Origin of the sequence: Candidatus Annandia pinicola (assembly GCF_020541245.1) — a bacterium.
In the GTDB taxonomy this organism is placed as follows: domain Bacteria; phylum Pseudomonadota; class Gammaproteobacteria; order Enterobacterales; family Enterobacteriaceae_A; genus Annandia; species Annandia pinicola.
The window spans coordinates 225,075-246,972 of record NZ_CP045876.1; the positions used below are offsets into that span (position 1 = coordinate 225,075).

The following is a 21,898-nucleotide window of genomic DNA, read 5'->3' on the forward strand; positions in this document are numbered from 1 at the left end:
TATTAAAAAAATAAAAAATTATTGGAGAGTAATATAATGATTAACATAAATTTGTTACGTAATAATTTAATATATACCATAAAAAATTTAATAAAAAAAAATTTTTATTTTAAAATTTCAAAATTTTTATATTTAGATAAAAAAAGAAAAATTATTCAGACAGAAACAGAAAAACTATTATCAAAACATAATAAAAGTTCCAAATATATAATTAATATTAAAAATAAAAAAAAAAATATAAGTAATATATTTAGAAAAAATTTAAAAACAAATAATAAAATAAAAATAAAAAAAAAAAAACTTAGAAAAATAAAAAAAAATATTATTAATTTTATATCAAATATTCCTAATATTATTAGCAATGATATACCATATGGTAAAGATAGTAAAAATAATAAAGAAATATTATATTGGGGTAAAAAAAGTAAAAAAAACTTTGTTATTTTAGATCATTTAAAATTAAGTAAAAAAACAAATGGTATAGATTTTAAATCTGCTACTAAAATAACAGGTTCTAGATTTGTTGTTTTAAAGGGTAATATAGCTCGTTTACATAGATCATTAGGACAATTTATGATCGATACTCATATTGAAAAGTATGGATATTTAGAAATAAATGTTCCTTATTTAGTAAATAATAAAAGTTTATATGGTACTGGACAATTACCAAAATTTAATAATGATTTATTTCATATTAAAAATTTTGATAATAATGATAAAAATAAATATTATTTAATACCTACTTCTGAAGTTCCTTTGACAAATATATTTAGTAATAATATTATAGAAGAGGAAAAATTACCAATTAAAATGGTTTCACATACACCTTGTTTTAGATTAGAATCTAATTCATATGGAAAAAATAATTATGGTATAACCAGAATGCATCAATTTGATAAAGTAGAAATAGTACAAATAGTTAAACCAGAAAAATCGATGTTAACTCTAGAAAAAATAACTAAACATGCTGAAAACATTTTAAAAATGTTAAAATTACCATATAAAAAAGTTCTATTATGTACTGGAGATACTGGTTTTAGTTCATATAAATCTTATGATTTAGAAGTTTGGTTACCATCAAAAGATAAATATTTAGAAGTATCTTCTTGTTCTAATATGTCAGATTTTCAATCAAGAAGAATGAAGACAAGATATAGAAATAAAAAAACAAAAAAAATAGAATTATTACATACTTTAAATGGTTCTGGATTAGCAATTGGAAGAACATTAATGTCTATTTTAGAGAATTATCAACAATCCGATGGTAAAATAGTTATACCTAAAGTTTTAATTAATTATATGAATGATCTTAAATATATATAAATATTTTTAGATTTATTATTTTATATAATAAAAAATATTTAATAAAAATTATTAATATTATTAAATATTATAATAATATATTTTTGGTATTTTTAATGAATAATGTACATAATTTTAGCGCAGGTCCAGCAATTTTACCTAATAGTGTTATAAAAAAAGCTATAAAAGAATTAAATTATGGTAAAAAATATGGAATTTCAATATTAGAAATAAGTCATCGTAGTAAAGAATTTATTAAAATTGTAGAAAAAGCAGAAGAAAACTTAAGAGAATTATTAAAAATACCTAAAAATTATAAAGTTTTATTTTGTCAAGGAGGGGCACGTACTCAATTTGCTGCTGTTCCTTTAAATATTATAAAAAAAGAAAAAAAATATGCTGATTATATTGATGGAGGTTATTGGTCAAATAGTGCCATACAAGAAGCTAAAAAATTTTGTACTCCTAACATAATACCAGTAAAATATTTAATAAATAATAAAACTTCAATATTACCAATGAAAAAATGGAAAATAAAAAATAATTCTAATTATATTCATTATTGCCCAAATGAAACTATTGAAGGAATATCTATAAATGAAGAACCTAACTTTAAAAAAAAAATAATAGTAGCTGATTTTTCTTCTAATATTTTATCTTATCCAATTAATATAAAAAAATATGATGTTATTTATGCTAGTGCACAAAAAAACGTAGGTCCTTCAGGAATAACTTTAGTAATAGTTAATGAAAAAATTGTAGAAAATGTAAACAATGATATACCATCTACATTAAATTATAAAATATTATCTTCTAATAAATCTATGTTTAATACTCCTCCGGTTTTTTCCTGGTATTTATCAAGCTTAGTATTTGAATGGTTAAAATATAATGGTGGAATAAAAAAAATATATAAAATTAATAAGAAAAAATCAAAAATAATTTATAATATTATTGATTCTAATGATTTTTATATTAATAATATAAAATCTAATAATCGTTCTATAATTAATATTACTTTTAAATTATATGATAAAAAATTAGATAAATTATTTATAAAAGAAGCTTATAAAGCTAATTTAGTATTTTTAAAAGGACATTATATAATAGGTGGTGTAAGATCTTCTATATATAATGCTATGTCATTAAAAAGTGTTCAATATTTAGCTGATTTTATGAAATATTTTGAATGTCGTTATGGATAAATTATATTTATAATAAGGAATATATGAATAAAATTTTAAAAATCAATCAAATAAAAAAAATTAACGGTTTTATATATTTACCTGGTTCTAAAAGTATATCTAATAGAGTATTATTATTATCTGCAATGTCTAATGGTAAAACTTATTTAAAAAATATATTAAAAAGCGATGATACTCAATATATGATAAATACTCTTAAAATTTTAGGAGTTAAATTTAAAAGAAAAAATAATACAAATAATTATAAAATTATAAGTAAAGGTGATTCAATTTTTAATAATATCAAAATGAATATTTTTTTAGGAAATGCTGGTACAGCTATGAGATCTTTAACAGCAGCATTTTGTTTGGGTTTAAATGATATAATATTAACTGGTGAAGATAGAATGAAAAATAGACCAATAGGACATTTAATAGATGCTTTAATTCAAGGTGGAGCAAATATTAAATATTTAGAAAAAATAAAATATCCTCCTTTACATATTAGAGGTGGTTTTATTGGTGGTAATATTAATATTAATGGTAATATTTCTAGTCAATTTTTAACTTCTTTATTAATAATATCACCATTAGCAAAGAATAATACTATTATCTTTATAAAAAATAAACTTGTTTCAAAACCATATATTGATATGACATTAAAATTAATGAAAATATTTGGTATTTCAGTAAAAATAAAAAATAATTATTTTTTTATTAAAGGTAATCAAAAATATATTGCTCCTAAAAAATATTTAATTGAAGGAGATGCTTCTTCAGCATCTTATTTTTTAGCAGCTTCGGCTATTAAAGGAAAATCAATTTCATTATATGGAATAAATGTAGAAAAAAGTATACAAGGAGATTCTAAATTTATAAATGTTTTAAAAAAAATTGGTACATTGATTTATAATAATAATAATTTCATTTACTGTAAAAAAAATATATTAAGAGGTATTAGTTTAGATATGAATGATATGCCTGATGCAGCTATGACACTTGCTATTTTAGGATTATTCTCAAAAGGAATAACAAATATTCTTAATATATACAATTGGAGAGTTAAAGAAACTGATAGATTATATGCTATGTCTAAAGAATTAAATAAAATAGGTGCAAAAATAAAAGAAGGTAGTAATTATTTATATATAAAACCAAATAATATAATAAAATCAGCTATTATAGATACATATAATGATCATAGAATTGCAATGTGTTTTTCTTTAATATCTTTATTTAAACAAATAATAATTAAAAACCCTAAATGTGTAAATAAGACTTTTCCTAATTATTTTATAGAATTTTCTAAAATTAGTAGTTTTTATTTATAAACTATAACATATAAATTTTAAAATATATATAATTTTAAAATTTTAAGGATAATGATATTTTTATTGATGAAGATATACCTATAATAGTTATTGATGGTCCTAGTAGTACTGGTAAAAGTGTTATGTGTCAAAAAATTGCTTTAGAATTAAAATGGAATGTATTAAACTCTGGAGCATTATATAGATTATTAGCTTTTTTTTTAAATGAAAATAATAAATTTTATAATTTAAATTATATTAAATTTATTATAGCTAATTTAAATGTAGAATTTGTCTATTCTAATAAACATAATTCAATACGAACAAAATTACATGGAGTAGATGTATCTGATATATTACAAGAATTAAATATAGGTAGTTCAGCATCTTATATATCTTCATTTTATGTTGTAAGAAGACATTTAGTAAGAAAACAACATAAATTTTGTAAGTTACCAGGATTAGTAGCAGATGGTCGTGATATGGGGACTGTAGTTTTTCCAAATGCAGTTGTTAAATTTTTTTTATATTCAGATATGTATAAAAGAACTTATTGTCGTTTATTACAATTAAAAAAAAAAAATCCTGATATTAATTTTAAACAAGTATTATCAGATTTAAAAAAAAGAGATAAAAGAGATTTAGAAAGAGAAGTTTCACACTTAGAACCAGCTTTAGATTCTATTAAAATAGATAGTACTGATATGAGTGTTAAAGAATTATTTGATATAATTATGAAAAATGTATATGAAAAATTAAAATCTTTAGAAATAATTAAAAATTATTAATAAAAAAAATAAATAATTTATATTATAATAAAATAAATACATAATATAAATTAATAATTAAATATAAAAATAATGATAAAAAAAGATAATTATTTTGCTGAATTGTTTTATGAGAATACAAAAAAAAAAAAAATATATATTGGTTCTGTTATAAAAGGAAAAATATTTAATATTAATAAAAATAATGTTATAGTTGATACAGGATTAAAATCAGAATCTTATATACCTATAGATGAATTTAAAAATATTAATGGTGATATTGAAGTTAAAATTGGAGAAATAATTGATGTTGTATTAGATGTAATTGAAGATGGTTATGGAATAACCATACTTTCTAGAGAAAAAGCAAAAAAATTTAGTTCTTGGTTATTTTTAGAAGAATCTAAAAGACAAGACAAACATATAAAAGGAATAATTAGTAGTAAAGTAAAAGGTGGTTTTAATATAAATATTAATGGAATACAAGCATTTTTACCAGGGTCTTTAATTGATATGAAATCTATTAAAGATCCTTTATTTTTAGAAGGTATGTATATATCAATAAAAGTTGTTAAAATAGATAAAATAAGAAATAATATTGTTGTTTCAAGAAAAAATACTATAGATAAAAAATATTTAAAAAAAAATAAAGCATTAAAAGATGTTATAGAAGGAAAAGAAATAATAGGTATTATTAAAAATATAACTGAATATGGGGCCTTTATAGATTTAGGTGGTATAGATGGATTATTACATATAACTGATATTTCTTGGAAAAGAATTCAACACCCTAATGATATTTTAAATCCTGGAGAATATGTTAAACTTAAAGTATTAAAATTTGATAGAATTAATTCAAAAATGTCTTTAGGGTTAAAACAATTAACAGATGATCCTTGGAAACGTATTAAAAATATATATCCAAAAAAAACTAAAATTTTAGGAAAAGTTACTAATATAACAGAATATGGGTGTTTTGTAGAAATTAAAGAAGGTATAGAAGGTTTAGTACATACTTCTGAAATAGATTGGGTTAATAAAAATGTAAATATATCAAAAATATTAAAATTAAATGATAAAGTAGAAGTTATTGTATTAAGTATAGATAAACCTCGTAAAAGAATATCATTAGGTATTAAACAATGTATAAGTAATCCTTGGTATCAATTTTCTAAAATTTATAATTTAGGAGATAAAATTGAAGGATATATTAAATCAATAACTTCTTTTGGTATATTTGTATCATTAGAAAATCAATTAGATGGTTTAATACATATATCTGATATTTCATGGAAACCTTATAACTCAAAAATTTTAAGTAAATATAAAAAAGGAGATAAAATATCAGTTATATTATTAAATATAGATATAAAAAAAGAAAGAATATCTTTAGGAATTAAACAAATTGAATACAATCCAGTAAGTGATTATATGTCTTCTCGTGAAATTAATAGTACAATAGAAGGCAAAATTATAAGAATAGATAATAATGGTATTATTTTAGAATTAGAAAAAAATGTAAAAACTCATATAGAAAGTTCTGAAATTTTAGATAAAGATTATTATAAAGAAAATATTTATTATAAAAATAGTTTAAAATTAAAATTATTAGGAATTGATCATAAAAAACAAACTATTAAAACATCTATAATTAAAAAAAAAAAATAATAAGTATTTTATATATTTTAAAAATTAGCATTTTTAGGGGTTCTTGGAAAAGGAATTAAATCTTTTATATTTTTAACTCCAGTTATATAAGAAATTAATCTTTCAAATCCTAAACCAAAACCAGAGTGAGGAACCGTTCCATATTTTCTTAAATCTCTATACCACCAATAATCAGATTTTTTTAAATTCATTTTTTTTAAATTTAAATCTAATATTTTTAATCTTTCTTCTCTTTGAGAACCTCCTATAACTTCACCTACATTTGGAAATATTATATCCATAGCGGCAACAGTTTTATTATCATTATTTAATCTCATATAAAAAGCTTTTATATTTTGAGGATAGTTTTTAATAATTATTGGAGAATTAAAATATTTATTTGTTAAATAAATTTCATGTTCTTTATAAATTTCTGAACCCCAATATATTTTTTTATCGAAAATTTTATTATATTTATATAAAATTTTTATAGCTTCATTATAATCTATTTGAATAAATTTAGATTTAATATTTTTTTTTAATCTTTCAATAATATTATCATTATTATTTGATAAAAAAATTAAATCGTTATTACATTTTTTTATTATTTTTTTAAACAAATATTTTAATAAAACTTCAGCTATAATATTAATATCTTCTAAATTTGAAAAAGCTTTTTCTATTTCTAACATCCAAAATTCACATAAATGTCTTCTAGTATTAGAATTTTCAGCTCTAAAAGTAGGACCAAATGTATATACTTTAGATAAAGCACATGCATAAGATTCTAAATGTAATTGTCCAGAAACAGTTAAAAAGGCTTTTTTTTTAAAAAAATTACTTTGATATTTTTTATCATTGTTTTTATTTTTACTTTCGGTAATAATATTAAATACTTCTCCAGAACCTTCTGTATTTAAAGTTGTTATTAATGGTGTAGAAATTAAACAATAACCATTTTTATATAAAAAGTTATGAATTTCATATGATAAAGAATTACGAATTCTCATAATAGCACTTATTAAATTAGTTCTTGGTCTTAAATGTGCCATATTTCTTAAAAAATTATTACTATGATTTTTTAAAGATATAGGATAAGATTCTTTTTTATAAACTAATCCTATTATTTTTATAATTTTAGCCTCTATTTCATATTTTTGTTTTTTTCCCAAAGAATATATTAATTTACCCTCTATTTCTAAAGAACATCCTGTTGTTAATTTTAATATTTTTTCATAATTATAAATTTTTTTTTTAACAATAACTTGAGCAAAATTAATATGAGATCCATCATATATTGATAAAAAAGATAATCCTAATTTTGAATCTCTTTTAGATTTTATCCAACCTTTAATTTTAATAATAGTATTTATTTTAATTTTTTCATCAAATATATTTTTTATTGATATTTCATTCATTTATAATCATCCTTAAATATTAATATAATAAAAAAATATAATCATGTATTAATAAAATATTTAATAAGATTTTTTTAAAAATTTATTAAATTAATTATTAAAATAATATTATATATTTAAAAAAATATATTTTTTTTATAAAAATGTTGATATAATAAAAAAAATAAGTTATATTAATTAAAGTATTTAATATTATGGAGGGGTGGCCGAGTGGTTTAAGGCAGCGGTCTTGAAAACCGCCGATGGGAAACTATCCGAGAGTTCGAATCTCTCCTCCTCCAAAGTAAATAATTTATTTTTTTTTAATTATATATTACGTAATAATTCATTTATACCTATTTTACTTAAAGTTTTTTGATCTACTTTTTTAACTATAACAGCACAATATAAACCATATTTATTATTTTTATTTAATAAATTACCAGGAACAACTACTGATCCTGAAGGAACTCTTCCATTATATATAATATCTTTTTCTCTATCATATATTTTTGTACTTTGTCCAATATAAACCCCCATTGATATTACAGAACCAGATTCTACAATTACACCTTCTACTATTTCTGAACGAGCTCCTATAAAACAGTTATCTTCAATAATAGTTGGTTTTGATTGTAAGGGTTCTAAAACACCTCCTATACCAACACCTCCAGATAAGTGTACATTTTTACCAATTTGAGCACATGAACCTACAGTAGCCCATGTATCAATCATAGTACCTTCACCAATATAAGCACCAATATTAATATAAGAAGGCATTAATATTACATTAGAAGATATAAATGATCCTTTTCTAACTGTTGCTGGTGGTACTACTCTTATATTATCTTTTAAAAATTGATTTTCTTCATAATTATTAAATTTTAAAGGAACTTTATCATAATAATTATTTTCAGATCCTTTAATTAATTTGTTTTTTTTTATTAAAAAATATAATAATATTGCTTTTTTAATCCATTCATATGATATCCATAAATTGTTTATTTTTTCTGCAACTCTTAAAATACCTTTATCAAGCATATTTATAATTTTATTAATATTATTATATAATTCTTTATTGACATTACTAAAATCAATATTTTTACGATTATCAAAAGCTTGATTTATAGTTTTTTTTAAATTTTCCATAATTTCCATTATTATATTATTTTTTTAATATTTATAATAATTAAAATTTATTATAAATATTATTATATTTTAACGTAATTAATATTTTCATTATTTCTTAAAGTTAATATTTCATAACCACTTTCTGTTACTAAAATAGTATGTTCATATTGAGCTGATAATTTTTTATCCATAGTTCTTACAGTCCAACCATCATGATCTAAATAAGTATCAAATTTTCCTATATTTAACATTGGTTCTATGGTAAAAATCATTCCTTTTTTTAATATAATTCCATTATCATAATAATCGTAATGTAAAACCATAGGATCTTCATGAAAATTCTTACCTATACCGTGACCACAATAATTTCTTACTATAGATAAACCTTTCTTTTCAGCATGTTTTTGTATATTTTTTCCTAATATACCTAATCTAATACCAGGTTTAACTAATTTAATAGCTATATACAAACTTCTTAATGTTTCTTTACATAATATTTTTATTTTATTATTATGTTTATTACCTACTAAAAACATTTTAGATGTATCTCCATAAAAACCATCTTTATGTAAAGTAACATCTATATTAATTATATCCCCTTCTTTTAAAGTTTTATTATTAGGGATACCATGACATACTACATCATTAATAGATGTACATATTGATTTTGGAAAACTTTGATAACCTAAACATGCTGAAGAAGAATCTTGATAGTTTATAATAAAATCATGACATAGTGTATCTATTTTTTCAGTTGTTATACCAGGTTTAATATATAAACTAATCATTTCTAATGTTTCAGAAGCTTTTTTACAAATAAATTTCATTTTTTTTATATCTTTATTATTATTTATTGTTATTTTCATTTTATTGTTTTAAGTTTTTAATATTTATATAATAATATTATTATATTTATTTATTATTATATTATTTTTTTTTATAAAATAATAAAAATATTTTTAAAATTATTAATAAAGGATAATTAATTATGGTAAAAATTTTAATTAAAGATATGTTAAATGCTGGTGTTCATTATGGTCATCAAACTAAATATTGGAATCCTAAAATGAAACCATTTATTTTTGGAGTTAAAAATAAAATACATATTATAAATTTAGAAACTACTATAAAAATGTTAAATATTGCTTTAATAGAAATTTATAAATTATCATTAAATAAATGTAAAATATTATTTATAGGTACAAAAAAATCTATTAGAAATATAATAAAAAAAACTGCTATAAATTGTAATCAGTTTTTTGTAAACTATAGATGGTTAGGTGGTATGTTAACTAATTGGGTAACTGTGAATAAATCTATTAAATTATTAAAAGAATTAGAAATACAATCTAATGATGGAACATTTAATAAACTAACAAAAAAAGAAGCATTAATGCGTTATAAAGAGCTAAATAAATTAGAAAATAGTTTAGGGGGGATTAAAAATATGGGAAGATTACCAGATGCTGTATTTATAATTGATGTTTTATATGAACGTATTGCGGTTAAAGAAGCTAATAATTTAAATATACCAGTATTTGCAATTGTAGATACTAACTCAAATCCAGATGGTGTGGATTTTATAATCCCTGGTAATGATGATGCAATTAAATCAATAAATTTATATTTAAATTTAATTTCTGAAGTTATTAATAAAAAAAAAAAATAAAAATAATTTTTTAATATAATATAAGAAAATAAAATGAATAAATATATAAAATTAATAAAAGAATTAAGAAATAAAACTAATGTTGGAATTGTAGATTGTAAAAAAGCTTTAATTAAATCTAAGGGTGATATAGAAGAAGCAATTAATATTATGAGAAAAGAAGGTAAAATTAATATACACAAAAAATTAAAAAACAAAGCTGTAAATGGAATTATATTAATTAAATCAAACAGAAAATTAGAAGTAATTATTGAAATAAATTGTGAAACTGATTTTGTATCTAAAAATATTATTTTTATAAAATTTTGTGAAAAAGTAATAAATACTATTATTAAAAAAAATATTTATGATATTAATATTTTAAAAAACATATTTAAAAATGATATAGAAAAATTAGTTTATACCTTTGGAGAAAATATTAAAATTAATAGATTAGGTGTATTAAAAGATAGTTGTATGGATTATTATTTACATGACAAAAAAATTGGTGTACTAATTTCTTCATATAATGCTCCAAAAAAAATATTGAAAAGTATAGCAATGCATATAGCAGCAAGTAATCCAAGATATATAAATGTAAAAGATGTACCATTAGATATTATAGAAAAAGAAAAAAAAATACAATTAGAAATTTTAATTAAAAATAAAAAAGATAAAATTTTTTTTGAGAGAATAATTAAAGGTAAAATTAAAAAATTTATAGATAGTATTGTTTTATCAGAACAAAATTTTATATTTGAAACTTCTAAAAAAGTTAAAAAAGTTTTAAATGAATATAATATTTTAATTAAAAATTTTATTCGTTTTGAATTAGGTGAATCATAATAAATATTTTATTATTATTTAAAAATTTAAAATTTTTAATATTTTATTTATAATATTAAGGTAAATAAAATGATAAAAAAAGAAATTAAAAAAACTCATATTGAAATGGAAAATAGTTTTAATTCTTTTAAAAAAAGTATTATGAAATTACAAACTGGAAGAGCTTCTATTGAAATATTAGATGGTATTATGGTAAATTATCATAATAATTTGGTTCCATTAAAAACATTAAGTCATATTACAGTTAAAAATTCTCATACTTTAAATATTAGTATTTTTGATCAATTATCAAAAAATAACATTAAAAAATCTATTATAGAATCAAATTTAGGATTTAATCCTATTGATGATGGTAATAATATAATTATACCAATACCACAATTGACAAAAGAGAGAAGAAATCATTTTATTAAAATTGCTAAAAATAATGCAGAAAAATCAAGAATATCAATACGTAATCATAGAAAATATAAAAAAATATTTATTAAAAATTTAGTTAAAAATGATAAAATTACAAAAGATGAAGAATATTATTTATTAGATGAAATACAAAAATTTACTAATCAATATATTAAAAAAATTAATGATATTTTAAAAAAAAAAGAAGAAGAATTAATGAAATTTTAATTTAATATAAAATATTATAATTTAAATTATATAATTTTATTTAAATTTTAATAAATTTAAATAAAATTATATATTATTTATAAATTTTTATAAATTAAGGATGATATTATAGTTATTATGAATTCATCTAATTTTATTCATCTAAGAATACATAGTGATTTTTCTTTAAAAGATGGTTTAAGTAAAGTAGATTCTTTAGTTAAAAAAGCTAAATATATGAAAATGAAATCTATTGCAATTACAGATTTCACTAACATGTATGGAGTAATAAAGTTTTATAATAAATCTCATTTTTATGGTATAAAACCTATTATAGGTGTAGATTTTAAGATGCAATGGAATTTATTAGGAATAAAAAACTCTAAAATTACAATTTTAGCAATGAATATTATTGGTTATAAAAATTTAATTAATATTACATCATTAGCTTATCAAAATGGATATAATATAAATGATGGACCAAAAATAAATTTTAAACATTTAATTAAATATAATAAAGGTCTTATTATATTATCAGGTGGTTGTCATGGTGATATTGGACAAAGTATATTAACAAATAACAATGTTTCTTTAGAATATTTTACAGATTTTTATAAAAAATATTTTGATAACAAATTTTATTTAGAAATAATGCGAACCGGGCGTGATAATGAAGATATATATATAGATTCGGTATTAAAATTATCTTTTAATAAAAAACTACCTTTAGTTGCTACTAATGAAGTTTGTTTTTTAAATAAATCAGATTTTTATATACATGAAGTAAGGGTTGCTATTTATAATAAATATAATTTAAATAATTATTATCCTAAAAAATATAGCGAACAGCAATATATGCGTAGTTCAGAAGAAATGTGTTCAATATTTTCTGATATACCTTCTGCAATACAAAATACTTTAGAAATTTCTAAACGCTGTAATGTAATATTAGATTTAAATAAGTGTTTCTTACCTAAATTTCCTGTTACAAAATTAAATGAAAAAAATGTATTAATTATGAAATCTAAAAATGGTTTAGAAAATAGATTATCAAATAAAAAAATTTTAATAAGAAACAAAAGAAAAAAAATTAAAAAATATAAGAAAAGACTATTAAAAGAATTAAATATTATTAATAAATCTGGATTTTCTGGATATTTTTTAATTGTTATGGAATTTATAAAATGGGCTAAAAAAAATAAAATTCCAGTAGGTCCTGGAAGAGGTTCTGGAGCTGGATCACTAGTTGCTTATTCATTAAATATAACTGATTTAGATCCAATTGAATTTAATTTACTTTTTGAAAGATTTTTAAATTTAGAAAGAATTTCTATGCCAGATTTTGATATTGATTTTTGTATGAATCAAAGAGACAAAGTTATAGAACATGTTATAAAATTATATGGTAGGTATAAAGTAGCTCAAATTATCACTTTTGGTACTATGACAGCTAAATCAGTAATTAGAGATGTAGGTAGAGTATTAGGAAATCCATATAAATTTGTTGATAAAATAGCTAAATTAGTACCCACAAATCAAGGAATAAGTTTAAAACAAGCGTTTAAAAAATCACCACAATTATCAAAAATATATAAATATGATAATAATGCTAGAATTTTAATAAATATAGCCATTAAATTAGAAGGTTTAACACGTAATATTGGAAAACATGCTGGAGGATTAGTTATATCTCCAAGAAAAATTACTGATTTTGTACCTTTATATTGTGATCATAATGGAAATAATTTAATAACTCAATTTGATAAGTATGATATTGAAAAGATAGGTTTAATAAAATTTGATTTTTTAGGATTACGTACATTAACAGTTATAAATTCTACAATAAATATTATTAATAATAATAATAAAAAAAATTTTAATATAAACAAAATATCATTATGTGATAAAAAGGTTTTTTTAAAATTAAAAGAAGCAAATACAACTTCAATTTTTCAATTAGAATCTTATGGTATGAAAGAATTAATTTTTAAATTAAAACCAGATTGTTTTGAAGATATTATAGCTTTAATATCTTTATTCAGACCAGGTCCTTTAAAATCAGGAATGGTTAATAATTTTATAAATAGAAAACATGGAAAAGAAAATATTTATTACCCTGATATAAAATGTCATTATATTGGTTTAAAAAAAATATTAAAACCTACCTATGGTATTATTTTATATCAAGAACAAGTAATGGAAGTTGCAAAAAAAATAGCTGATTATAATTTAGGGGATGCTGATATTTTATGTAGAGCTATGAGTAAAAAAAATAAATCTGAAATGAAAAAACAAAGAGATATTTTTCAATTTAGAGCTATAAAAAAAGGTATAAATAAAAATATAGCAATTAAAATATTTAATTTAATATCAAATTTTGCAGAATATGGATTTAATAAATCTCATTCTACAGCTTATGCATTATTATCTTATCAAACCATGTGGTTAAAAACTTATTATCCTTCAGAATTTATGTTATCAGTGATAAATTCAGATATAGATAATATTAATAAGGTAGTTAAATTAATATATGAATGTCGTAATATGAACTTAAAAATAATACCTCCAAATATAAATTATAGTATATATAAATTTAGTATAAATAATAAAGGAAATATTATTTATGGAATGGGGGCAATTAAAGGAATACAAAAAAAATTAATTATTAAAATTATTTCATCAAGAATTAAATTTGGTAAATTTATAAATTTATATGATTTATGTTTAAAATCAAATATAAAAAAAATGCATACTAAAATGATGGAAAAAATTATTAAATCTGGGTCCTTAGATTTATTTAATCTTAAAAGAGAATTATTAATTAATTTATTACCTAGTACAATTAAACATGCAGAAAATTATCGTTATAATAAAAATATTGGTCAAATTCAGTTATTTCAAAAAGATAATAATAATATTATTAAAATAAATAAAATTTTAAAAAATAATGTTAAAAATATTAAATATTGGGATAATGATATAAAATTAAAAAAAGAAAAAGAATCTTTAGGTTTTTATATAACTGATCATCCAATTAATAAATATAAATATATAATAAAAAAATATATAGGTTATTCTTTAAAAGAAATATTAAATTATAGGTATATTAAAGAAAAAGTTATGGTAATAGGTATGATATTATTTTTAAAATTTATTAATACTAAAAAAAAAAAAAAAATTTGTATATGTGTATTAAATGATAACAATAATCAAATAGAAATAATATTATTTTCAAATTTAGTTAATAAATATAATGATATTTTATTAAAAAACAATATTATAATTGTTAAAGGAATTATACAACATGATATATTTAAAAATAGAAATAAAATAATAGCATATAATTTAATTAATATTAATAGTTTAAAAAAATATAAATTGTTTTCTTTAAATTTATATTTTATGAAATATCATATTAACAATATTTTTATTAAAAAAATATATAAATTATTAAATTTATGTTCATATGGATTAATAAAAGTTAATTTATTTTATAAAAAAAATAAAAAAATTGTAAAATTATTAAATAATAATTTTATTTATATTAAGTTTGATTTTAATTTTATTAAAAAAATACGTTTATTGTTTGGATTAAATAAAATTAAATTTAATTTTATATCAAAAAAAAAATAATTAATATTTTATTGATAAAAAATTTAAAAAAACAAATATAATTAAATATTAAATATAATAAAAATTTTTAAATTATATTAATAAACACAAAATATTATAAAAATAATTAAAAAAATATGATTTATAATAATAAAAATTTTTTAATTGCATATAGTGGTGGTATAGATTCTACTTTTTTACTTTATAAATTTGCAAATTTAAGAAAATATTATAATATTAATATTAGAGCAATTTATATAAATCATAAATTACATAGTAATTCTGATATTTGGATTTATCATTGTAAAGAACAATGTGATATTTGGAGAATACCTTTAATAATTGAAAAAATAAATATAATTGATATTAATAGTAATATTGAAAATAATGCTAGAAAATTAAGATATAAAGCTATAAAAAAACATATATTACCAAATGAAATTTTATTAACAGCACATCATATGGATGATCAATGTGAAACCTTTATATTATCATTAAAACGTGGTAGTGGTCCACAAGGTTTATCTTCTATAAGATTTAAAAGAAACTTTTTTAATACAAAAATAATAAGACCTTTATTAAATTATACTAAAAAAAAAATTAAAATATTATCTAAAAAAAATGATTTAACTTGGATAGATGATTCTAGTAATTTAAATAATAATTTTGACAGAAATTTTTTGAGAAATAAAATATTACCATTAATAAATAAAAAATGGCCTTTTTTTACTAAAAATGTTAATAAAAGCGCAAAATTATGTAATGATCAAGAAAATCTATTAAATAGATTATCTGCTAATGATTTTAATAGAATATCTTTAAAAAAAAATATGTTAAATATTTATAATTTAAAAAAAAAAAATAAAAAATATTCTTTTTATTTATTAAAAAAATGGATTCAAAATAATACTAATTTTATTCCATCATATAAAATAATTAAAAGTATTTATAAAGAAATAATTAACCCTAATTTAAATACTAATCCAAAATTTATTATTAATAAACATATAATAAAAAAATATAAAAATAATATTTATATTATAATTTAAAATATTTATATATTTAAAAAAAAATTTAAAATATCTTTAATATAAATTATTTTTTTTTCATTACTAATTCTATTTATATATTCAATTTTTTTTTTTTTTATATTATAATTATTTATTATTATAATATAAGGTATACCTATCAATTTAATATCTTTTATCATAACCATAGGACTTTCTTTTCTATCATCAAATATAACTTCTAATTTATATTTTTTTAATAAAATATATAATAATTTTGATATTTTTTTTACTTTAGAATAATTATGCATATTTATAGGTATTATAGCAATTTTAAATGGTGATATAGAAATTGGCCATATAATTCCATCTTTGTCATAGTTTTGTTCGATAATAGCAGATATTATACGTGTAACACCTATACCGTAACAACCCATAATTAAATTTTCTTTTTTTCCTAATTTATTTTGAAAATTACTTTTCATTATTTTAGAATATTTATTGCCTAACATAAATATATGTCCTATTTCTATACTATTTTTTATATAAATAATTTCTTTATTATCCAAATGTATATCTCCTTCAACTACATTTCTAATATTTTTAAAAATAGGTAAAGGTAAATCTCTTTTCCAATTAATGCCTATTAAAAATTTATTTTTAATATTAGAACCAGATATAAAGTCATTAATTTTTAAAAGAGTAAAATCTGCTATAATAGGTATTTTTAATCCTAAGGGTCCTAAAAATATTGATTTAACACCTAAATAATTATATATTTCTTCATCATTTAAAATATATAATGGTGAAAATATACTATTAATTTTTTCTGTTTTTATTATATTTAAACTATGATCACTTCTTATTAATATTGCTATTAAAGGTTTTTTTTTTTTAGAACCTTTAACAATAAAAATTTTTATTATTTTTTTAATTGATACATTAATTTTATAAGATAATTCATTAATATTTTTAATATTATTAGTATATATATATGAAATATTTGTAAAAGGTAAACTATATTTATTTATATTTCTTATAGAATCAGTTAATTCAATACTAGAAACATAATTTGAAGGTTTTGTTATAACAATTTTATTATCACCATTTTTTGAAAAAGCTTGAAATTCATGAGATATATTACCACCTATATTTCCTGTGCTTGCTTTAGTTTTAGTAAATTTCAAACCAATAAAATTAAATATTTTTTTATAAGTTTTATGCATTAAATAATATGTACTTTTTAAAGATTTATAATTATTATGAAAAGAATAACTATCTTTCATAATAAATTCTCTTAATCTTATAGTTCCTGATTTAGGTCTTATTTCATCTCTAAATTTTGTTTGGATTTGATATAAATGTATTGGTAATGATTTATAAGATTTAATTTCATTTTTAATTAAATGAGTAATTGTTTCTTCATTTGTAGGACTTAATATAAAAGATCTATTATTTCTATCTTTAAATTTTATTAATTCATCACCATAATTATTTAATCTACCGCTTTTTTTCCATATATCAGAAGGTTGCATTATAGGTATTAAAATTTCTAGCGCTCCTATTTTATTCATTTCTTCATGTATAATATTTTTTATTTTTTTTAATACAAGTAATCCTGTAGGAAGCCATGTGTATAACCCTGACGCTAATTGACGTATTAAACCAGCTTTAATCATTAATTTATGGCTAACAGTATATGTATGGGAAGGAATTTCTTTTAAAGTTGATATTAAATATTTAGTAATAAACATATTTAACTCCTTAAATATAATTAAATTATAATTATTAATAAGAAAAAAAATGACATTAAATAAACATATACCAGTTTTATTAAATGAAACTATTAAATCTTTAGATATTAAAAGTAATGGATTTTATATAGATTGTACTTTTGGTCAAGGAGGTCATTCTAAATTAATATTATCAAAATTAGGAATTAATGGTAAACTATATGCAATAGACTGTGATTATAATTCTATTAAAATTGCTTCTCTTATAAAAGATAATAGAATAAAAGTTATACATGGATCTTTTGCGAATGTTGAAAAATATATTGAAAAATATAATATATTTGGTAAAATAAATGGTATTTTATTGGATTTAGGTGTTTCTACATTACAATTAAATGATTATAAAAGAGGTTTTTCTTTTATGAAAAATGGATTGTTAGATATGAGAATGGATAACACTATTGGAATTCCTTTATATAAAATATTAAATAAAATTAATATTAATAAATTATCTTTAATATTAAAAAAATATGGTGAAGAAAAATTTTGTTATCGTATAGCAAAAGAAATTGGTGTTTATAGAAAAAAAAAAAAAATTAAAAAAACTTTTGATTTATTAAAAATATTATATAAATCAATACCAAATAAAAACAATTTTAAACATTATGCTACTAAAAGTTTTCAAGCATTAAGAATATTTATAAATGACGAGTTAAAAAATATTAAAAAAATATTAAAATTATCATTATCCTTGTTATCTTTAAACGGACGTTTATCTGTAATTAGTTTTAATTCTTTAGAAGATAGAATAGTTAAAAGATTTATGAATAAATATAGTTCAAAAATAAATATACCTAAAGGATTACCAATTAGTGAAGAACAAATTAAAAAAAAAAGTATTATAAAGTTTAAAATTTTTAAAAAAATTATTCCATCATATAATGAAATAACAAATAATATTAAATCTAGAAGCGCAATACTTCGTGTTGCTAAAAAAATTAATTAATTTATTTTATAAATTAAAATAAATATATAAAATATATTTATTTTAATTAATATAGAGATATTATTTAATATGTTTAAAAAACTATTTATAAAATTTTTTTATAGTAGAAATACTATTGTAATAAATAAATTAAAAAAAATTGTAGTTAATATTAATAATTTAGGAAAATATTTTTCAAAATTATCTGATAAAGAATTAAAAAAAAAAACTAAAAAATTTCGTATTATGTTAAATCAAAAAATTAATTTAAATAAATTAATACCAGAATCATTTGCTTTAGTTAAAGAAGCTTGTAAAAGAGTATTTAATATAAATTATTTTGATGTTCAATTGATTGGTGGTATAATATTACATAAAGGTAATATAGCAGAAATATGTACGGGGGAAGGAAAAACTTTAATTTCTATATTACCAATTTATTTGAATTCTTTATTAAAAAAAGGTGTTCATGTAATAACAACTAATGAATATTTAGCAAAACGTGATTTAAAAAATAATAAACCTTTATTTGATTTTTTAGATATTAAAATTGGTATTAATTTAAAAGGAATGGATTATCAAGAAAAAACAAAAGTATATAAATATGATGTAACATATGGTACTAGTAGTGAATTTTGTTTTGATTATTTACGAGATAATATGTTATTTAATTTAAAAAAAAAAGTACAACGTAAATTAAATTATGTATTAATTGATGAAGTTGATTCTGTTTTAATAGATAATGGTAAAAATCCATTAATTATATCTAGTATTGAAAATAAAAAATTAAAAATATATTCTGAAATAAACAAAATAGTTAAATTATTAAAAAATAATAGTAAATGTTATTATTTAAATAAAAATGAAGGTCAATTATATTTAAAAAAATATGGTTTAATAGCTATAGAAAAAATTTTAATTAAAAATAAAATTATTAAAAAAAATAAATTATATTTAAGAACACACATTTTATTTATAAACCATATTGTGCTTTCATTAAAATCTCATTTATTATTTAAAAAGAATATAGATTATATTGTAAAAAAAAAAAAAATAATTATTATAGATAAAAATACTGGTAGATTAATGTATGGAAAAAAATGGTCAGATGGTTTACATCAAGCAATAGAATCTAAAGAAAATTTAAAAGTTAATAGTGAAAATGAAATATTTAATTCAATTACTATTCAAAATTATTTTTGTTTATATAAAAAAATTTCAGGTATGACAGGAACTGCAATAACCGAATCTGAGGAATTTTATTCTATTTATAATTTAGAAACATTTTTAATACCTACACATTTTCCTATAATACGTAAAGATTTACCAGATTTACTATATATTACTAAAGAAGAAAAATATAATTCTATTGTCTTAGATATTAAAAAAAGAATAAAAAAAATGCAACCTATTTTAGTTGGTACTATATCAATAGAAGAATCAGAATTAATTTCAAAAATATTAAATAAAGAAAAAATTAAACATCAAGTTTTAAATGCTAAATTTCATTCTAAAGAAGCTCATATAATATCAAAAGCCGGAAAACCTTGTTGTGTTACAATATCAACTAATATGGCAGGAAGAGGAACAGATATTGTATTAGGCGGTAATCTAAAAAATAAAATAATAAAATCAAATATTTTATATAATGAAGAAATAATTAAAATAAAAAATAAATGGAAAAAAAATAATAAAATAGTTTTATTATCTGGAGGTTTACATGTAATTGGTGTTAGTCATTATGAATCTAAACGTATTGATAATCAATTAAGAGGTAGATCAGGAAGACAAGGTGATCCAGGATCTTCACGTTTTTATGTTTCATTGGAAGATCAATTAATAAATATTTTTATATCTAAAAATATTATTAATATTTTAAAAAAAATTAATATAAAATATGGAAAACCTATAGAACATAATTTTATTAATAAAATTATATTAAATGCTCAAAATAAAATAGAATCAAATAATTTTAATATTAGAAAAAATTTATTTAAGTATGATAATATAATTAATATTCAACGTAATATAATATATTATCAAAGAAATAAAATATTAAATATTAATAATATAGATTTTTTAGTTAAAAATTTATTTGAAGAAATTTTATCTAAAATTGTTGATAAATATATAATAAATAGTTTATTTTTTAAATCATTTGAAATAGATAAATTATGTAATATTTTATATTCTGATTTTAATTTAAAAATACCTATTTTAGGTAATTTAAAAAAAATAAAAAAAAATAAATTATTTATTAAAAAAATAATAATACAAGAATCTATAAAATTATATTTATATAGAAGTAATAAAATTGATAATAATATTATGAATAATATAGAAAAAAATATTATTTTAAAAAACATAGATTTATTTTGGAAAAATCATCTAATTAACTTACAAATTTTAAAAAAAAGTGTTAATTTAAAATTTTATAATCAACAAAATCCTATTCAAGAATATAAAATTGAATCATATAAATTATTTATTAATATGATAGAATCTTTAAAATATAAAATTTTAAGTAATCTTAATATTATTCAAACTAAAATATTAAATGAAAATATTTTAATAAAAAATAAAAAAATATATTTAAATAATAGTTTATTTAAATCAAGATTATATTCAAAATATAATTTATCATATTTTATTAATAATATTAAAAATATTTTTTTTAGAAAAAAATAAATAACTTGACTATTTTTAATTTTTCTGTATCAATT

General features: G+C 18.2%; 16 protein-coding genes and 1 tRNA gene. 13 read left to right on the top strand and 4 right to left on the bottom strand.

The window, feature by feature from the left end:
• The first annotated feature begins 36 nt into the window (after positions 1–36).
• The 5 genes from serS (at position 37) to GFK87_RS01165 (ending at position 6,231) form a co-directional block, all read left to right on the top strand.
• The gene (gene serS / locus GFK87_RS01145) at positions 37–1,323 is read left to right on the top strand and encodes a serine--tRNA ligase (protein ID WP_226798886.1); all 1,287 of its coding nucleotides are present in this window, start codon (positions 37–39) and stop codon (positions 1,321–1,323) included.
• Between the two features lie 95 nt (positions 1,324–1,418).
• Positions 1,419–2,507: a 3-phosphoserine/phosphohydroxythreonine transaminase gene (gene serC / locus GFK87_RS01150; RefSeq protein ID WP_226798887.1), complete on the top strand. Its 1,089-nt coding sequence runs from the start codon at positions 1,419–1,421 to the stop codon at positions 2,505–2,507.
• A 23-nt stretch (positions 2,508–2,530) separates the two neighbouring features.
• A complete protein-coding gene (gene aroA, locus GFK87_RS01155; protein WP_226798889.1) occupies positions 2,531–3,817 on the top strand; it encodes a 3-phosphoshikimate 1-carboxyvinyltransferase in 1,287 nt (428 codons plus the stop codon).
• A gap of 122 nt (positions 3,818–3,939) precedes the next feature.
• Positions 3,940–4,584 carry a (d)CMP kinase gene (gene cmk / locus GFK87_RS01160; RefSeq protein ID WP_239022510.1) on the top strand — a complete coding sequence of 215 codons (645 nt, stop codon included), beginning with the start codon at positions 3,940–3,942 and terminating at the stop codon, positions 4,582–4,584.
• 72 nt (positions 4,585–4,656) lie between these two features.
• A complete protein-coding gene (locus tag GFK87_RS01165) occupies positions 4,657–6,231 on the top strand; it encodes a 30S ribosomal protein S1 (RefSeq protein ID WP_226798890.1) in 1,575 nt (524 codons plus the stop codon).
• Positions 6,232–6,248: 17 nt separating this feature from the next.
• Here GFK87_RS01165 and asnS read toward each other — a convergent pair whose 3' ends face one another.
• A complete protein-coding gene (asnS, locus tag GFK87_RS01170) occupies positions 6,249–7,628 on the bottom strand; it encodes an asparagine--tRNA ligase (RefSeq protein WP_226798892.1) in 1,380 nt (459 codons plus the stop codon).
• Between the two features lie 196 nt (positions 7,629–7,824).
• On the opposite strand from asnS, the gene GFK87_RS01175 reads away from it, so the two are divergent.
• A tRNA-Ser gene (locus GFK87_RS01175) sits at positions 7,825–7,909 on the top strand.
• Between the two features lie 25 nt (positions 7,910–7,934).
• Here GFK87_RS01175 and dapD read toward each other — a convergent pair.
• On the bottom strand, positions 7,935–8,756 hold the full coding sequence (gene dapD, locus GFK87_RS01180; RefSeq protein ID WP_226798894.1) for a 2,3,4,5-tetrahydropyridine-2,6-dicarboxylate N-succinyltransferase: 822 nt from the start codon (positions 8,754–8,756) through the stop codon (positions 7,935–7,937).
• Positions 8,757–8,818: 62 nt separating this feature from the next.
• On the bottom strand, positions 8,819–9,604 hold the full coding sequence (gene map / locus GFK87_RS01185; RefSeq protein ID WP_226798896.1) for a type I methionyl aminopeptidase: 786 nt from the start codon (positions 9,602–9,604) through the stop codon (positions 8,819–8,821).
• A gap of 122 nt (positions 9,605–9,726) precedes the next feature.
• On the opposite strand from map, the gene rpsB reads away from it, so the two are divergent.
• The 5 genes from rpsB (at position 9,727) to tilS (ending at position 16,499) form a co-directional block, all read left to right on the top strand.
• The gene (gene rpsB, locus GFK87_RS01190) at positions 9,727–10,407 is read left to right on the top strand and encodes a 30S ribosomal protein S2 (protein WP_226798898.1); all 681 of its coding nucleotides are present in this window, start codon (positions 9,727–9,729) and stop codon (positions 10,405–10,407) included.
• Between the two features lie 33 nt (positions 10,408–10,440).
• Positions 10,441–11,232 (top strand): translation elongation factor Ts, encoded by a 792-nt coding sequence (tsf, locus tag GFK87_RS01195; RefSeq protein ID WP_226798900.1) that lies wholly within the window; start codon positions 10,441–10,443, stop codon positions 11,230–11,232.
• Between the two features lie 69 nt (positions 11,233–11,301).
• Positions 11,302–11,859, top strand: coding sequence for a ribosome recycling factor (gene frr, locus GFK87_RS01200; RefSeq protein WP_226798902.1), 558 nt, complete (start codon positions 11,302–11,304; stop codon positions 11,857–11,859).
• Positions 11,860–11,976: 117 nt separating this feature from the next.
• Positions 11,977–15,471 carry a DNA polymerase III subunit alpha gene (gene dnaE, locus GFK87_RS01205; protein WP_226798904.1) on the top strand — a complete coding sequence of 1,165 codons (3,495 nt, stop codon included), beginning with the start codon at positions 11,977–11,979 and terminating at the stop codon, positions 15,469–15,471.
• A gap of 116 nt (positions 15,472–15,587) precedes the next feature.
• A complete protein-coding gene (tilS, locus tag GFK87_RS01210; protein WP_226798905.1) occupies positions 15,588–16,499 on the top strand; it encodes a tRNA lysidine(34) synthetase TilS in 912 nt (303 codons plus the stop codon).
• 5 nt (positions 16,500–16,504) lie between these two features.
• Here the strand turns inward: tilS and GFK87_RS01215 are convergent, their stop codons facing one another.
• Complete coding sequence (locus tag GFK87_RS01215; protein ID WP_226798907.1) at positions 16,505–18,211, bottom strand: proline--tRNA ligase; 1,707 nt, start codon at positions 18,209–18,211, stop codon at positions 16,505–16,507.
• Positions 18,212–18,260: 49 nt separating this feature from the next.
• Between GFK87_RS01215 and rsmH the strand changes: the two genes are divergently transcribed.
• Both rsmH and secA read left to right on the top strand, forming a co-directional pair.
• Positions 18,261–19,196 (top strand): 16S rRNA (cytosine(1402)-N(4))-methyltransferase RsmH, encoded by a 936-nt coding sequence (rsmH, locus tag GFK87_RS01220; protein ID WP_226798909.1) that lies wholly within the window; start codon positions 18,261–18,263, stop codon positions 19,194–19,196.
• 69 nt (positions 19,197–19,265) lie between these two features.
• Positions 19,266–21,863 carry a preprotein translocase subunit SecA gene (secA, locus tag GFK87_RS01225; RefSeq protein ID WP_226798911.1) on the top strand — a complete coding sequence of 866 codons (2,598 nt, stop codon included), beginning with the start codon at positions 19,266–19,268 and terminating at the stop codon, positions 21,861–21,863.
• The last annotated feature ends 35 nt before the right edge of the window (positions 21,864–21,898 follow it).

Excerpts from the sequence above, each read along its gene's own strand:
- serS (WP_226798886.1), top strand. The coding sequence starts at position 37 with ATGATTAACATAAATTTGTTACGTAATAATTTAATATATACCATAAAA.
- serC (WP_226798887.1), top strand. The coding sequence starts at position 1,419 with ATGAATAATGTACATAATTTTAGCGCAGGTCCAGCAATTTTACCTAAT.
- aroA (WP_226798889.1), top strand. The coding sequence starts at position 2,531 with ATGAATAAAATTTTAAAAATCAATCAAATAAAAAAAATTAACGGTTTT.
- cmk (WP_239022510.1), top strand. The coding sequence starts at position 3,940 with ATGTGTCAAAAAATTGCTTTAGAATTAAAATGGAATGTATTAAACTCT.
- GFK87_RS01165 (WP_226798890.1), top strand. The coding sequence starts at position 4,657 with ATGATAAAAAAAGATAATTATTTTGCTGAATTGTTTTATGAGAATACA.
- asnS (WP_226798892.1), bottom strand. The coding sequence starts at position 7,628 with ATGAATGAAATATCAATAAAAAATATATTTGATGAAAAAATTAAAATA.
- dapD (WP_226798894.1), bottom strand. The coding sequence starts at position 8,756 with ATGGAAAATTTAAAAAAAACTATAAATCAAGCTTTTGATAATCGTAAA.
- map (WP_226798896.1), bottom strand. The coding sequence starts at position 9,604 with ATGAAAATAACAATAAATAATAATAAAGATATAAAAAAAATGAAATTT.
- rpsB (WP_226798898.1), top strand. The coding sequence starts at position 9,727 with ATGGTAAAAATTTTAATTAAAGATATGTTAAATGCTGGTGTTCATTAT.
- tsf (WP_226798900.1), top strand. The coding sequence starts at position 10,441 with ATGAATAAATATATAAAATTAATAAAAGAATTAAGAAATAAAACTAAT.
- frr (WP_226798902.1), top strand. The coding sequence starts at position 11,302 with ATGATAAAAAAAGAAATTAAAAAAACTCATATTGAAATGGAAAATAGT.
- dnaE (WP_226798904.1), top strand. The coding sequence starts at position 11,977 with ATGAATTCATCTAATTTTATTCATCTAAGAATACATAGTGATTTTTCT.
- tilS (WP_226798905.1), top strand. The coding sequence starts at position 15,588 with ATGATTTATAATAATAAAAATTTTTTAATTGCATATAGTGGTGGTATA.
- GFK87_RS01215 (WP_226798907.1), bottom strand. The coding sequence starts at position 18,211 with ATGTTTATTACTAAATATTTAATATCAACTTTAAAAGAAATTCCTTCC.
- rsmH (WP_226798909.1), top strand. The coding sequence starts at position 18,261 with ATGACATTAAATAAACATATACCAGTTTTATTAAATGAAACTATTAAA.
- secA (WP_226798911.1), top strand. The coding sequence starts at position 19,266 with ATGTTTAAAAAACTATTTATAAAATTTTTTTATAGTAGAAATACTATT.